We start from the raw sequence: 15,024 nt of genomic DNA, 5'->3' as shown, positions 1-15,024 counted from the left end.
TTAGAAATCGATTCTCGCTTCGGTTTGAGCATCGAAGAATACCGCCTTTGATAAATCAAAATGAAGCGGTGCCATTTGCCCAACCGACACTTCAAATTCTGGCGATAAGCGACACGCGACTTCTTGGTCGTTCACTTTAACCATCGCAATAGTATCTGGCCCTGTCGGTTCCAATACCTCTAGCTGTAAGTCTAGCTTTGTAGAGGCAGAAACATCGTCACCCTGCTGCTCGGTAATGTGCTCAGGACGCAGCCCTATCACCAATTCTTTGCCGTCTTGGTCGCGCATACTTTGTGGCAAACGAATATGGTGTTCTTGATCTGCGGTACCGACCACTTTAATAATCGGATTCTGTTCCTCATCCAAGTCCACCATGGTTTTAATGAAGTTCATTGACGGTGACCCCATAAAGCCAGCCACAAACATATTGTTTGGCTTGGTGTAGATCTCTTGTGGTGTGCCTAACTGCTGCAGTTCACCGTCTTTCATTACTGCGATGCGATCAGCCAGAGTCATCGCTTCGATTTGATCATGGGTTACATAAACAATCGTGGTATTCAGCTTCTGGTGCAGACGTTTAATCTGATGACGCATCTCAACACGCAGCTTGGCATCCAAGTTAGAAAGCGGCTCATCAAACAGATACAGCTTAGGACGACGAGCTAGAGCACGTCCCATCGCGACACGTTGACGCTGACCACCAGAAAGTTGCGACGGTTTACGATCAAGCAACTGTTCGATTTGCAGCATTTCTGCCACTCGATTAACCTCAGCCTCGATCTCTTGTTGCGGCATCTTGCGGATCTTCAAACCGAAAGCGATATTGCCGCGTACCGTCATGTTTGGATAAAGCGCGTACGACTGGAATACCATCGCGATATCGCGATCTTTAGGTTCAACCTGCGCCACGTCTATGCCATCAATTACAATCTCACCCGAGCTAATATTCTCTAGCCCAGCGATGGTGTTCATCAAGGTGGATTTCCCACACCCCGAAGGGCCGACAAGTATCAAAAATTCCCCCGAATCGATACTGATGTCGATGCCCTTTAACGTTTCGTTGTCCGCGTTGCGATAGGTTTTACGGATCTGTTTTAAATCTAATGTTGCCATGGGTAATTATCCTTTTACTGATCCTGCCGTTAGGCCACGAACAAAATATTTTCCTGCGAAGACATACACCAACAGCGTTGGCAGTGCGGCGATGATCGCGGCAGCCATGTCGACGTTATATTCTTTCACGCCAGTGCTGGTGTTGACTAGGTTGTTTAATGCCACAGTGATCGGCTGAGTATCTGAGCCGGAATAGACCACTCCGAACAAGAAGTCATTCCAAATCGCGGTGAACTGCCAGATCACCGTCACCATAATGATTGGTGTCGAGATCGGTATTAAGATCTTGAAGAAAATCGTAAAGAAGCCAGCACCATCGAGTTTTGCCGCCTTGATCAATTCATCAGGAATCGAGATGTAGAAGTTACGGAAAAACAGAGTGGTAAACGCCATGCCGTAGATAACGTGCACAATCACCAAGCCGATAGTTGTGTTCGCTAGCCCCATCTTGCCGAGCATGGTTGCCATTGGTAACAACACCACTTGAAATGGGATGAAGCAACCAAACAACAGCAAGCTGAAGAACAGATTCGAGCCTCGGAATTGCCATTTCGTCACTACATAACCATTGAATGCACCCAACAATGTTGAAATCGCAACCGCAGGAATCACCATTTGGAACGAGTTCCAGAAGTAGCCTTTGATACCTTCACATTTCACGCCCGTACAGGCGGTATCCCACGCTTTATACCAAGCATCGAAAACCCACTCTTTCGGCAAGCTCATTAAGTTACCCGCCTTGATGTCAGGCAGAGTTTTGAATGACGTCAGCGCCATCACGAACAATGGCATTAAATACACTAAGCAGAAGAAAAGCAGTGCTGAATAAATAAAGATTCGAGCAAAATTGATGTTATTCATCATGACTTTTTCTCCCTAAGTTCAGAGTAAAGGTAAGGCACGAGAATCGCTAAGATACCGGCAAGCATCATCATGGCACTGGCAGCACCAAGGCCGATTTGACCACGAGTAAAGGAGTGTGCGTACATAAATAGCGCAGGAAGATCCGATGAATAACCGGGGCCACCTGCCGTCATTGCGGTCACAAGGTCGAAGCTCTTAATCGCAATGTGTGACGTAATGATCACCGCACTGAAAACCACAGGGCGCAAGCAAGGTAAAATAATTTTGAGATAGATAGTGGGTAAGCTTGCCCCATCAATTTGTGCCGCTTTGATGATTGAAGAATCGATACCGCGAAGACCCGCTAAGAACATCGCCATCACGAACCCTGAAGACTGCCAAAGTGCCGCGATAACCAAGGTATAGACCGACATTTCAGAGTCGACTAGCCAATCAAATTTGAAGTCAGTAAATCCCCAGTCTTGCATCAGCTTTTCAATGCCAAGACCTGGATTAAGAATCCATTTCCAAGCGGTACCCGTCACGATGAATGACAGCGCCATTGGGTAAAGATAGATAGTTCGAATCGCCCCTTCTTGGCGGATATTCTGGTCAAGCAATACGGCCAAACCAACACCTAACAAGATAGCAATCGCCATGAATAGAAAACCAAACAAACCGAGGTTGGTGATTGAGGTGATCCAGCGATCGTTATCCATCAGCTTTTCATATTGGGTTAAACCAACGAAGTTAAAGCTCGGCAGAAATCGAGAGTTGGTGAACGACAGCGCTGCCGTCCAAAATATATAGCCGTAGATACACACCACGGTCACTAACGCGGTCGGCGCCAGTACTATTTTAGGTAACCAATGTTGCAACCTGTCAGCAAAACTCGGTTTCGGTGCAGGCTGGCTCCTTGTGGGTTTTGGAGTCGACTCAGTCAAAACATGCTCCATAACTTATCCTTGTTGCACAATCGAGCCAATGGCTTACCTCTCGGCACCACATCAGCATCACGCATATCAGAATTGGGAGTGAAGAGTAGATAGGCTCCCTACGAGCCTACCCACCCTGGGGGTTTGGTGTTAGACCAAGTTAGATTAGATAGCCGCTTTCACTGCTTTTGCTAACTTAGCTGCCGCTTGTTTAGGATCGGCATCTTTCTCATTGAAGAAGTTGGTCACCACGTCATAAATAGCGCCTTGAGCGTAGCTTGTTGTCGCTAGGCCGTGAGCCATACTCGGAACAAGATCGCCAGATTCAGCACTCGCTTTGAAGGTTGCCATTGAGTCCAACGCACATTGGTCAAACTTAGACATATCCATATCTAGACGTACAGGGATAGAACCTTTGTTAAGGTTGAAGACTTCTTGGAAGTCTTTAGTAAGAATGGTTTTCGCTAGGTCTTGCTGCGCTTTTTGGTTCTCTTTGTCACTTAACTCAAAGAACGCAAAGCTATCGATGTTGAAGGTAAATTGGCCATCAGTACCTGGAGCTGGTGCACAGATGTAATCTTTACCCGGCACTTTGCCTGCCGCAGTAAACTCACCTTTCGCCCAATCACCCATGATCTGCATCGCTGCTTCACCATTGATAACCATTGAGGTTGCTACGTTCCAATCACGACCTGGAGAGTTGCTGTCGATGTAGTCACGCATCTTTTTGAACTTGGTGAACACTTCCACCATCTTGTCGCCAGATAATACGTCCATATCAAGATCAACGAACGCTTTGTTGTAATCTTCACTGCCTAGAACATCAAGAGCCACCGCTTCGAATACGGTTGCGTCTTGCCAAGGTTGGCCACCGTGAGCCAGTGGAATGAAGCCAGCCGCTTTAATCTTGTCTGCAGCAACAAAGAACTCATCTAACGTAGTTGGAACCGTCACGCCTGATTTTTCTAAAACAACAGGGTTAGCCCAAAGCCAGTTAACACGGTGAACGTTGACAGGAACTGCCACATATTCGCCATCCCACTTCATCACTTTAGTCACTACTTCTGGTAGTAATTCATCCCATTGTTCTTGTTTAGCAGTCGCATCGAGAGACGTTAGAAAACCTAAACCACCCCACTCCTGAATATCATGACCTTTGATCTGCGCAGCAGATGGAGGATTGCCCGATACTGCTCGCGTTTTCAAAACAGTCATCGCACTTTCACCGCCGCCACCAGCAACAGCAAAATCTTTCCAAGTATGGTCTTGTTCTTCAATCATCTCTTTCAGTACCGCTGCGGATTTCGCTTCGCCACCGGCAGTCCACCAGTGAAGCACTTCCACTTCACCAGCTTGAGAAAATGTTGAGGCAGCAAGAAGAGATAGAGTAAGTAGGGTTTTATTGATTTTCATTATAATCTTCCATGTTTAGCGGACTCGACGTCCGGTTCAATAAAGAGTCTACTTATTCTGATTTATAAGATTGAAACAAAAGGTAAGCCCTATGTAACACAATTGTTACATTACACTTCTAAGCCTCTTGGTATATAGACTTTGGCTTCTAAGCCACCTTGAGAGGAGTTGCGAATAATGAGATCTCCGCCGTGTCCATGCAGAATATTGCGACAGATCCCGAGCCCTAAACCGTGTCCTTGATCATCCGTAGCCAACCTAAAGTAGGGTTCGAAAACCAACTCTAACTTGTCTTCAGGGATACCTTTGCCATGGTCTTGAATCGTCACAATGACCCACAAAGAATCACTGCTGATATCCACCTCAGCTGATTGTCCATATTTCACAGCATTATCGATAAGATTAGTAAGCACGCGTTTGATCGCTAAAGGTTTAGCGACTAACGGTTCAATCACAGCAGGCTCAAACTCGACCTGAGTTTGGTATTGATTGTGCAGTTCAATCACGGAGAGCATCATCTCGTTCAGATCGATAATGGCATTATTTTCATGAAGGTCGGTGTCTCTGACCGCTTGTAATGCGCCTTTCACCATCATCTCAAGCTCATCCAAATCCTTGTTGAACTTGTCTTTCTTGACCTCACTTTCCAATAGCTCGGCTCGAAGCCTTAAACGGGTGATTGGCGTCTTCAAGTCATGAGAGATAGCAGAGAATAGGTGTTCTCGGTCAGCAACATAACGACGGATCCGCTGCTGCATGCGGTTAAAGGCTCTGGTTGCGGTGACCAGTTCAGTCGCCCCCTCTTCTTTCAGTTGGGGCTGCTGAATATCCATACTCATTTCATTGGCTGCTCTTGCTAACTTTTTGAGAGGTCGCACTTGGCGACGAATCATCAAGTAAGTCAGCACTAGTAGAATGAGTGTTGAAGAAACTAAGAAGATCACCTGCTCCCTGCCAAGAATTGTATCGTCGAGCTTTACGTATGGCGCAGGCAACAGTGCGGCAATATACACCCATTCGTGACTGGCTAATTCAATCTGAACAACCAAAATAGGTGGATTAAGAGGCTCTAGCGTTAGCGTATGATGCGCCCATGATCGTGGGAGATCGCTTAAGTAGATGTCGTTTTTAAGCAAGCGAAGGTGTTCAGGTCGAGAGAAATCAACCCGCACTGACGCCACTTTATTGAGTTTGCTACTCAAAACACTTTCTATGGCTTCAATCGAGGCGGTTTTTAAGCGGGTATCGGGGATCGGTTCGACAATCAAAGCCTCTTTATTAAAAGAAACAAAGAAACGCGTACCGCCCATATTGCGGATCTGATCCAGCACGATATGGCGATATTTAACAGGCAGAGATTGGAAGAAAGTCACCGTTGAGGCAAACATGTTCGCCATGCTCGAAGAGGCAGAACGAATCCCCTCCAGTTCTTTGTGCTTGGATTCGCTATACCAAATAGACGTTGCGATACCCTGAGCGATCACCACCGCTAGCAAGGTTAACAACAAGGTTCTTGCAACCAAAGAGTTTGGCTTTAACCTGCTCAACCAGTTCATACGAGATACTTCATACAGAATACTTCATTGGAAATACTTAATTAGCATTACTTCGTTAACAATAGGTCATGCTTAGTGTTCATACTGAACAGGCACAGCAAGAATGTAGCCATTACCGCGCATGGTTTTGATGTAGTGAGGGTATTTACCGCTGTCGCCCAATCGGCTTCTCAGGCGACTAAGCTGCACGTCAATGCCTCGTTCAAAAGGCAGCGCTTCTCGGCCTCTGGTTGCGAAAGAGATAGTATCTCGGTCGAGAACTTCGTTAGGACGAGTTAAGAACAGCATTAACAAAGAAAAGTCACTGCCCGACAAGTCCATCTCTTCTGAGTTTTCATTATGGGAGATCCGATGCGCTAGGGTATCAAGCGTCCAATCACCAAAAATAATCTGCTTTGGTAGTGCATCACTCGGCTTGTCATCCACCACTTGAACACGTCTTAATAACGCTTTGATTCGAGCCATTAACTGACGAGGGCTAAACGGCTTGGCGATGTAGTCATCGGCACCAATTTCTAAGCCGATGATCTGGTCGGTTTCATCCGAGACTGCAGTCAGCATGATGATAGGCACATTCGATTGCTTACGTACTCGTTGGCACAAGGTAAAACCATCATCACCGGGTAGCATCACATCAAGCAGAATCAGATCGGGATAACCTTGGTTTTGCAGGTGGGTCTCTAGTTCAACACCGTCTCCAACAGAAGAGACATCGAAACCCGATTTTGTGAGGTACTCTTCCAGCAGCTCGCGGATTTCTTGATCATCATCCACCACGAGAATTCGAGTATTTGTTGGCATCGCCCAAACCTATTAAATTTACAACTTATTCACATAGTGTATAGGCTGGCCGATTATTTGATTATTGACATGTTTGTAAAGTTAGAAGAACGAACAGATAAAGATCACATCTTAGTGACCTCTACCTGTACTTAGCGACTCAAAGAATCATCGAAGGTTAAGAGGAACAGCTGATTTCCATCGCTTTACCCCACTCAGGAGGCAACGCAGCAAGGTGTTCATAGTCTGGGTGTTCTGCATAAGGGTCAGCCAGAACCACCATTAATGCTTCAATATCACTGCTATCACCGCGCTCGGCTTTATCTATGGCGAGTTGGGCAAGATAGTTTCTGAGAATGTATTTCGGGTTTACTTGTCGCATCTTTTCGCTGCGCTCTGCCACTGAACTGTCTTCCAATTCGCAGCGTTGTAAGTAGTTATCCATCCATAGCTTTGCTGCCTCGCGGTCGATAACCAAATCAATCACTTTTTGTGGCGGCAAGGTATCCAAGTTCGACAGCGTTCTAAAGAACCTTGGATAATCGACTTTGTTTTGCGACATCAGCTCGAACATAGATTCAAACAAGCGAGTGTCACCTTCCTGTTTGGAAAGTAGCCCCAACTTACGACGCATCAGTTGACTGAAATAACCGTTCATTTGAAGTTCGTATTGTTCTAGGGCTGCCTCTAAATCGGCTTTATCCACCAGCGGCGAAAGCGAATGAGCCAGTGCAGATAGATTCCACAATCCAATTCTAGGCTGTTGATTGAAAGCGTAACGACCTTGGTAATCCGAGTGATTGCAGATCAATCTTGGGTCATATTCATCAAGGAACGCGAATGGACCATAATCGAAGGTTTGCCCGATAATTGACATGTTATCAGTGTTCATCACTCCATGAGCAAAACCATTCGCTTGCCACAACGCGACCATTTCAGCAGTGCGATCAACAATCTGATTAAACATTGCAGCGTAGGGCTTTTCTTCATCAAGACACTCAGGGAAATGCCACTCAATGACTTTATCAGCCAGCAACTTATGCTCAGCCAACTGATTGGTATAAAACAGATGTTCAAAGTGACCGAAACGGATGTGTGACTCAGCAGCACGCACCAACAATGCGCCCCACTCTTGCTTCTCTCGATATACCGGTGTGTCGCTGGTCATCATCGCCAACGCGCGAGTGGTTGGGATATTGAGCCCTGCCATCGCTTCGCTACATAAGTACTCACGAACGGTTGATCGAATAACAGCGCGTCCATCGCCCATACGTGAATAGGGGGTTTTGCCTGCACCTTTAAGGTGTAAGTCGAACGTTTCACCACTTTTCGCTACCACTTGAGCTAATAACAGCCCTCTTCCATCACCTAAGTCCGGGTTATAAGAGCCAAACTGATGGCCTGCGTATTTCATTGCTACCGGTGAGAATTGCTCAGGTTCAACATTGCCAGATAAAGTTTCAAGCAATTCCTCAGAAGCATCTTCAAATGACGGAAAGCCGAGTTCATTCGCAAGATTATGGTTCCATGCGAGCCATTGGACATTGCTGAGCGGTGTAGGTTGAATTGGGGTATAGAACAGTCGAGGTAATGCGATAAATCGATTGTTAAATGAAATAGAATCCCAGACAGACATGAGAGGCACACTGTAGATAAAAGATGATTTAAGATTATCACAGTTTGATAACAACTTCAGATGAGGTTACGCGATGAGCTTATGAGAGAAGATTGCTTAGCTGTTTTGCGAAGAGGAAAAGCTAAGTGGCTAGCCTGATGAGAAAAGCCACATTTACGAGAATAAGAGTTCTGACTTTGAAGACTTTTTGAAAAGTGTATTCATAATAAAAACTGAAAATATTGAGCCATAAAACTGACTACATTAGAGCAAGAATACCCACAAGAGAAAGGGTAGAGAAAATCCAAGTACGACTGATTACGCCAAAATTACTGTGTTGAATCATTTCTTGATGCTGCATATGTCTCTCCTGAGAACGTGATGGTGTAACACCAATATATCGACTTTACACCGATATCAGCAAGCACATTAATATTAACCTTTTATTACAGCATCAAGAATATTCTGTAACTATTCAACTATTTGATAAATCAAAAGCTATGCTCGACTAGTCGTCGAAAGCAGTGCACCAGCCCCAATGAACACGCCTCCAGTGACACGATTAAAAACCTTAGCGCGACCTTTGGCGAACAACCAATTTGACGATTTAGCCCCTAAATAGGCGTAAACCAATAACCAAGACAATTCCATTACAATAAAGGTCAAAGCAAACACGGTGAACTGTGGAACCAGAGCGATCGATGGGTCAATAAATTGCGGAAAAAGTGCGGTAAAAAATAGGATAGCTTTGGGATTGCTCGCGCCAACAATAAAGCCACTGAGGTAATGCTGCGCAGCACTTTCTTTAACCGATTTAGAATCGGCTTGTTGATTGGATAGGCTGTCATAATCCTGTTGGCTAGAACGTAGTGACTTCCAACCAAGATAAATAAGGTAAGCAGCACCGGTCCATTTAATGACATTAAACACCACCTCAGACGAAGCGATAATCACACCCAGCCCAGTAAACGATAACGTTAGAATTCCAGTAATCGCAGTTAAGCTACCCAGCGCGGTAAATATCGATAATTTAAAGCCAGATTGCACACCTTTGGTCATGCATAATAAAGAGCTTGGCCCGGGCGAAGCTGTCAAAACCAGCACCGCTAATAAATAATAAATCCATGTATCAAAGCTCATCGCGAATTCTCCTTAACTCACTAAAACGAGTAAACATTGACCACCAATATGTGATAGTTATTCACATTAAGCAACTAAATAATATGAAACGAATCCTCAACGCTAATTACGATATCCAAAATTTAGGCAATAAAAAACGCCATGCACTGCTGCATGGCGTTTAAATTAATACAGATAGGGTTTCTTTAATAACGAAGGTAACCCGAATCTAATCAAAGAAGCTTTTTCGATACAAAACTTAGTCTGTGCAAACTTAGTCTATACAAAACTTAGTCTTTGTAGATAGAGAACTCATCTGCGCAAGCCACTAACTGCTCGCGAGTGATCATGAATACGCCATGACCGCCATTCGAGAACTCAATCCAAGTAAATGGAATTTCTGGATATTGGTCCATCATATGAACCATTGAGTTACCCACTTCACAGATCAAGATACCATCATCAGTTAGGTAATCTGGTGCGTTAGAAAGAATACGGCGAACCAGTTTAAGGCCATCAGTACCCGCTGCTAGGCCAAGTTCCGGCTCATGAGTAAACTCTTCCGGTAGGCTGTTCATATCTTCTTCGTCCACGTAAGGTGGGTTCGATACGATCAGGTTGTATTTCTCTTTTGGTAAATCACGGAAAAGATCTGAACGGATTGGGAACACTTGCTGCTCCATGCCGTGATCTTGAACGTTCTGCTCAGCAACTTGCAATGCGTCAGTAGAGATATCAATCGCGTCTACTTCAGCATCAGGGAATGCATGAGCACAAGCAATAGCAATACAGCCACTACCCGTACAAAGGTCCATGATGCGCGTTGGCTCTTCAGTTAACCAAGGTTGGAATTGAGCTTCGATCAGCTCACCAATTGGCGAACGAGGCACAAGAACACGTTCATCAACGAAGAACTCTAGACCACAGAACCAAGCTTTGTTGGTTAGGTAAGCCGTTGGTGTACGATCATTGATACGCTTGATTACGCGCTCAACAATACGCAGACGTTCGCTGCTCGTTAGACGAGAGTTCATCACATGCGAAGGAACATCAATCGGCAGATAAAGAGTAGGTAAAATAAGTTGTACCGCCTCATCCCACGCGTTATCAGTGCCGTGACCATAAAAAAGGCCCGCTGCGTTAAAGCGACTAACAGTCCAACGAATCACATCTTGAAGCGTGTGTAGTTCTGATACCGCTTCTTCTACAAAAATCTTATCCAAAATTGTCTCCGAAAAGCGCTACAATACTGCTAATTACGTTTCTAATTAGAATTCATAACCTGATGAGCAAAAAAGACACCGACTTCGATGACGATTTCGCCCTATTCAACGATGCAGTAAAGGGCGTTAAAAAGTTGCAACAGGATACCATAGTCCAGCAGCCAAAAAGAAATGCCAAGCAAAAAGAAATTACTCGCACGGCAAGACAAGCCAGTGATAGCGAGTTTTATTTCTCGGATGAGTTCATTCCGCATCTTAGCGAAGAAGGCCCAACACGTTATGCGCGTGATGATGTCTCTAAGTATGAGGTGAAGCGCTTACGTCGTGGTGTCTACGTACCTGATGTGTATCTTGACATGCACGGTATGACTCAACAAGAAGCGAAACGCGAGTTAGGTGCAATGATTGCGCACTGCGTGAAAGAGAGCGTGGCGTGTGCCTGTGTTCAGCACGGTATCGGTAAACACATCCTTAAACAGAAGGTGCCTTTGTGGTTAGCGCAGCACCCCGACGTGATGGCTTTTCACCAAGCACCATTAGAGTTTGGCGGCAACGGCGCGCTGCTGGTTTTACTTTCCATTCCCGATAAATAACCTCTAGTTTTCTGTTTATTCAACAAAAGTTAACTAGCCAGTTATTGATTCGTACAAACAGCGTTTCAGAAATGACAAAGGGCATCTCAATTGCATTGAGGTGCCCTTTTTATTTGTCTTCAACTTTGTCTTTTTTTGTAAAAAAAGAGCCCAACGAGCTTTGTCTAGTCTATGGATTAATATTCCAAAGTAACTCGCCCTTTTGTGTCTCAAGGTCGAATTCGATACAAGCTAATCCAGAAGTCGGAAACATTGGTGGTGCCATGCCTGTCGCGAACTCAGCGGTTAAGTAGCCAACTAGAGGTAAATGAGAAACAAACAAAATGGTCTCTAGTTTTTCTACTTCAGCCATCGCTAAAGTCAAATCAAACACGTCGTCAGACATTCCATAAGGCGTAATATCATCACAGGTTTCTACTTTCTTTCCGGAAAACGCCTGAGATATTTCTAACCACGTTTCTTGTGCCCTTAAATATGGGCTCACAAGCACTTTATCGAATTGACTAATCCCCTGCTCATTTGCAGCTTGAGCCACTGCAAGAGATGCCATTTTCCCGCGCTTGGTTAACGCTCGTTCTGCATCCGAGTCCGCAAAATGTTCTGCTTCACCGTGGCGCATTATGAATATTTTCATGTTCAGTCCTGTCTACGTAACATTTCGAAAGTCGATATATCCCATATCAGCGATACGCTACTTAGCGTTTGGCTCTCAAACTAGAGAAGCCGCAGTCTATATAAATAATTATATCAAGTCACTTGCTAAAGAGTTCGACTTTCTTAACAATCTTATTAAAAGAAAATAAATCACTGATAAAAATCGATAAAAATGATTTAGAAGTCGCCAAAAAGCTCTTCATATCCCAAAATGTGATCGCAAGGTTTGCACCTCAAATCATCGCGTACATAATTTAAAAACCACCTTCTCTGGAGATGCTTCTGTGCATTTAAGCCCTAATGATGAACATCAATACCGTTACGTAACCTTGGATAACGGATTGCGAGTACTGTTAGTTCACGATCAGAACGCTCAAAAAGCTGCAGCCGCACTCGCCGTTAATGTCGGGCACTTTGATGACCCTACCGACCGAGAGGGTTTAGCGCACTACTTAGAGCATATGCTATTTTTGGGAACTGAAAAGTATCCAAAGGTCGGAGAATTCCAAAGTTTTATCAGCCAACATGGCGGTAGCAACAATGCTTGGACCGGAACCGAACACACCTGCTTCTTTTTTGATGTTGAATTGAATGCCTTTGAAACCGCACTCGATCGCTTCAGCCAATTTTTCACAGCACCACTTTTTAACGAAGAAGCACTAGACAAAGAACGCCAAGCCGTTGATTCAGAATACAAGATGAAACTCAACGACGACTCGCGACGCTTGTACCAAGTTACCAAAGAACTGGTGAATCACAATCACCCATTCTCGAAGTTTTCTGTCGGTAATATCGAGACGTTGGGTGACAGAAACGGTGAAACGATTCGACAAGAGATCTTGGCTTTCCACCAGCAACAATATTCAGCCGATCTAATGACGCTGACACTGTCTGGCAATCAATCATTAGATGAGATGCAAAGTTGGGTTGAGGAGCGTTTTAGCTCGATTACCAATCACAAACTACAAGGTAAAAAGGTTAAAGTACCGATTATTGGCGAGTTAAGCACTGGCGTACAGGTACACGTAGAGCCGATAAAAGAAGTGCGCAAACTTATCTTAACCTTCCCAATGCCAAGCATGGACGAGCACTATGGGATTAAGCCATTATCATTCTTTGCACACCTTATCGGTTACGAAGGCGAAGGCAGTTTGATGATGCAGCTGAAAGAGAAAGGTTGGATTACTTCCCTCTCGGCAGGTGGCGGCGCAAGTGGCAGTAACTATCGTGATTTCACGATCAGTTGTTCAATGACCATCGAAGGCTTAACCAAAACCGATAACGTCGTTCAAGCAATATTTCAGTACATCAAACTCATTGAACAACAAGGCATCGAAGAGTGGCGTTATCTTGAAAAGCGCGCCGTTTTAGAGTCCGCTTTCCGCTTTCAAGAGCCCTCCAGACCGCTCGATGTCGTCAGTCATCTTGTTATTAACATGCAGCACTATCAAGAGCAAGACGTAGTGTATGGCGATTATAAGATGTCGCACTTTGACGAAGAATTACAACGATCTTTGCTTCCCTACTTATCTGTCGACAACATGCGGGTCACCATCGTAGCTCAAGGCTTCGAGTATGATAGAGAAGCGAAGTGGTACTTTACGCCCTACTCCGTCACACCTTTTAGCCCAGAGCAGACCCAGTGCTTTACGTGCATCAACCCCGGCTGGATGTTTGAGCTGCCAAGTAAAAACCCATTTATTTGCTACGACTTAGACCCTGCTGAACTCGAAGGTGATGCTAAGCACCCACAACTGTTAGAAGAACTGGATGGCTTTAAGTTATGGCACCTCCAAGACCATCAATTTCGAGTACCTAAAGGTGTGGTGTATATCGCTATCGACAGCCCACACTCAGTCGCCACCCCGAGAAACATCGTTAAAACACGCTTGTGTGTAGAGATGTTCTTGGACTCGCTTGAAAAAGATACGTATCAGGCTGAGATTGCGGGTATGGGCTACAACATGTATACCCATCAGGGCGGTGTAACACTCACGCTTTCGGGATTCAGCGAAAAGCAACCACAGCTGCTCAATATGATCCTTGAGCGCTTCCAAGCACGCGACTTTAGTCCAACACGCTTTGAAACTATTAAGCACCAATTGCTCAGAAACTGGAATAATGCGTCGCAAGATCGTCCTATTTCGCAACTGTTTAATGCGATGACCGGAATACTTCAGCCAAATAACCCGCCTTATTCCGTTTTAATTGAAGCATTGGAAACGATTGAGGTCGATGAACTCTCTTCTTTTGTTCAAGCGATTTTAGCAGAACTGCATGTCGAAATGTTTGTGTATGGTGATTGGAAAAAAGCCGATGCACACAAGATGGCTGAAACGCTAAAAGATGCATTACGTGTTCAAGACCAAGCTTACGAAGAGTCACTACGCCCGTTAATCATGTTGGGTGAAAACGGTAGCTTCCAACGCGAAGTCGTATGTAATCAAGATGATTCAGCCATCGTGGTTTACTACCAATGTGCTGATATTTCACCTAAAAATATTGCGCTGTATTCATTGGCGAACCATTTGATGTCAGCTACCTTCTTCCATGAGATTCGTACCAAGCAGCAGCTAGGCTATATGGTCGGCACTGGCAATATGCCATTGAACCGACATCCGGGTATTGTGTTGTACGTGCAATCACCGAATGCTGCCCCGGCAGACTTGTTAGCCTCGATAGATGAGTTCCTCAATGCCTTTTACATGGTGCTGCTGGAGCTTAACGACTATCAATGGCACAGCAGTAAACGCGGGCTCTGGAATCAGATTTCAACGCCAGATACCACCTTGCGCGGTCGCGCTCAGCGCTTATGGGTTGCGATAGGCAATAAGGACTTGGAATTCAATCAGAGAGAGCGTGTCTTAGAAGACCTCAAAGGTCTGACACGCTCAGACATGATGCGTTTTGTTGTCAGCCAGCTTAAACCTCGTACGGCAAATCGTCTGATTATGCATGCACACGGCAATGCTCATAATGAGGAAGAGAAGTTGTCGGCAGGTGTGGAGATTGGCTCAATTGATGAATTTCAGTTACGCCCTAAAGACTGTGAGCTTGGCTGATAAAGCTGGAATGAAAATCATAAGGTTGATGTGAAAGCATCAACCTTTTTTCTTGGATGAAGCACAAAATCAGATCTCCTATTACGCTCCTTCGTCGCTTTAGGAGATGACGGTAGTT

General features: G+C 45.0%; 12 protein-coding genes. 2 read left to right on the top strand and 10 right to left on the bottom strand.

The features are described 5' to 3' along the window. From DUN60_RS02885 to prmB, 9 genes are all read right to left on the bottom strand, one after another. Complete coding sequence (locus DUN60_RS02885; protein ID WP_114633122.1) at window positions 1-1,113, bottom strand: ABC transporter ATP-binding protein; 1,113 nt, start codon at window positions 1,111-1,113, stop codon at window positions 1-3. A gap of 6 nt (window positions 1,114-1,119) precedes the next feature. After that, complete coding sequence (locus DUN60_RS02880; protein WP_114633121.1) at window positions 1,120-1,977, bottom strand: carbohydrate ABC transporter permease; 858 nt, start codon at window positions 1,975-1,977, stop codon at window positions 1,120-1,122. Beyond that, window positions 1,974-2,912, bottom strand: coding sequence for a carbohydrate ABC transporter permease (locus DUN60_RS02875; protein WP_099166264.1), 939 nt, complete (start codon window positions 2,910-2,912; stop codon window positions 1,974-1,976). The genes DUN60_RS02880 and DUN60_RS02875 overlap by 4 nt, the downstream gene beginning before the upstream one ends. 144 nt (window positions 2,913-3,056) lie before the next feature. After that, entirely contained in the window at window positions 3,057-4,304 is a 1,248-nt protein-coding gene (locus DUN60_RS02870) for an ABC transporter substrate-binding protein (protein ID WP_114633120.1), read from the bottom strand. A gap of 110 nt (window positions 4,305-4,414) precedes the next feature. Then, window positions 4,415-5,860 carry an ATP-binding protein gene (locus DUN60_RS02865; protein WP_114633119.1) on the bottom strand — a complete coding sequence of 482 codons (1,446 nt, stop codon included), beginning with the start codon at window positions 5,858-5,860 and terminating at the stop codon, window positions 4,415-4,417. Between the two features lie 72 nt (window positions 5,861-5,932). Further along, complete coding sequence (locus DUN60_RS02860; RefSeq protein ID WP_017073602.1) at window positions 5,933-6,661, bottom strand: response regulator; 729 nt, start codon at window positions 6,659-6,661, stop codon at window positions 5,933-5,935. Window positions 6,662-6,818: 157 nt separating this feature from the next. Beyond that, window positions 6,819-8,276, bottom strand: a complete 1,458-nt coding sequence (locus tag DUN60_RS02855) for a protein adenylyltransferase SelO (RefSeq protein ID WP_114633118.1) — start codon at window positions 8,274-8,276, stop codon at window positions 6,819-6,821. A gap of 477 nt (window positions 8,277-8,753) precedes the next feature. Further along, window positions 8,754-9,395, bottom strand: coding sequence for a LysE family translocator (locus DUN60_RS02850; protein WP_065206805.1), 642 nt, complete (start codon window positions 9,393-9,395; stop codon window positions 8,754-8,756). A gap of 269 nt (window positions 9,396-9,664) precedes the next feature. Continuing rightward, the gene (gene prmB / locus DUN60_RS02845) at window positions 9,665-10,597 is read right to left on the bottom strand and encodes a 50S ribosomal protein L3 N(5)-glutamine methyltransferase (RefSeq protein WP_054548177.1); all 933 of its coding nucleotides are present in this window, start codon (window positions 10,595-10,597) and stop codon (window positions 9,665-9,667) included. Window positions 10,598-10,659: 62 nt separating this feature from the next. Here prmB and smrB point away from each other — a divergent pair, with 62 nt between their 5' ends. Further along, on the top strand, window positions 10,660-11,190 hold the full coding sequence (gene smrB / locus DUN60_RS02840) for an endonuclease SmrB (RefSeq protein ID WP_054548176.1): 531 nt from the start codon (window positions 10,660-10,662) through the stop codon (window positions 11,188-11,190). 169 nt (window positions 11,191-11,359) lie between these two features. Here the strand turns inward: smrB and sixA are convergent, their stop codons facing one another. Then, a complete protein-coding gene (gene sixA / locus DUN60_RS02835) occupies window positions 11,360-11,824 on the bottom strand; it encodes a phosphohistidine phosphatase SixA (protein ID WP_054548175.1) in 465 nt (154 codons plus the stop codon). Between the two features lie 304 nt (window positions 11,825-12,128). Between sixA and DUN60_RS02830 the strand changes: the two genes are divergently transcribed. Continuing rightward, a complete protein-coding gene (locus tag DUN60_RS02830; protein WP_114633117.1) occupies window positions 12,129-14,906 on the top strand; it encodes an insulinase family protein in 2,778 nt (925 codons plus the stop codon). The last annotated feature ends 118 nt before the right edge of the window (window positions 14,907-15,024 follow it).

Origin of the sequence: Vibrio splendidus (assembly GCF_003345295.1) — a bacterium.
Classification (GTDB): Bacteria; Pseudomonadota; Gammaproteobacteria; order Enterobacterales; family Vibrionaceae; genus Vibrio; species Vibrio splendidus_K.
Note: the sequence above shows the minus strand (reverse complement) of the source record. Positions and strands in the feature narration are given on the sequence as shown.

Bases quoted from the DNA above. Each gene is read 5' to 3' on its own strand.
- DUN60_RS02885 (WP_114633122.1), bottom strand. From the start codon at position 1,113: ATGGCAACATTAGATTTAAAACAGATCCGTAAAACCTATCGCAACGCG.
- DUN60_RS02880 (WP_114633121.1), bottom strand. From the start codon at position 1,977: ATGATGAATAACATCAATTTTGCTCGAATCTTTATTTATTCAGCACTG.
- DUN60_RS02875 (WP_099166264.1), bottom strand. From the start codon at position 2,912: ATGGAGCATGTTTTGACTGAGTCGACTCCAAAACCCACAAGGAGCCAG.
- DUN60_RS02870 (WP_114633120.1), bottom strand. From the start codon at position 4,304: ATGAAAATCAATAAAACCCTACTTACTCTATCTCTTCTTGCTGCCTCA.
- DUN60_RS02865 (WP_114633119.1), bottom strand. From the start codon at position 5,860: ATGAACTGGTTGAGCAGGTTAAAGCCAAACTCTTTGGTTGCAAGAACC.
- DUN60_RS02860 (WP_017073602.1), bottom strand. From the start codon at position 6,661: ATGCCAACAAATACTCGAATTCTCGTGGTGGATGATGATCAAGAAATC.
- DUN60_RS02855 (WP_114633118.1), bottom strand. From the start codon at position 8,276: ATGTCTGTCTGGGATTCTATTTCATTTAACAATCGATTTATCGCATTA.
- DUN60_RS02850 (WP_065206805.1), bottom strand. From the start codon at position 9,395: ATGAGCTTTGATACATGGATTTATTATTTATTAGCGGTGCTGGTTTTG.
- smrB (WP_054548176.1), top strand. From the start codon at position 10,660: ATGAGCAAAAAAGACACCGACTTCGATGACGATTTCGCCCTATTCAAC.
- sixA (WP_054548175.1), bottom strand. From the start codon at position 11,824: ATGAAAATATTCATAATGCGCCACGGTGAAGCAGAACATTTTGCGGAC.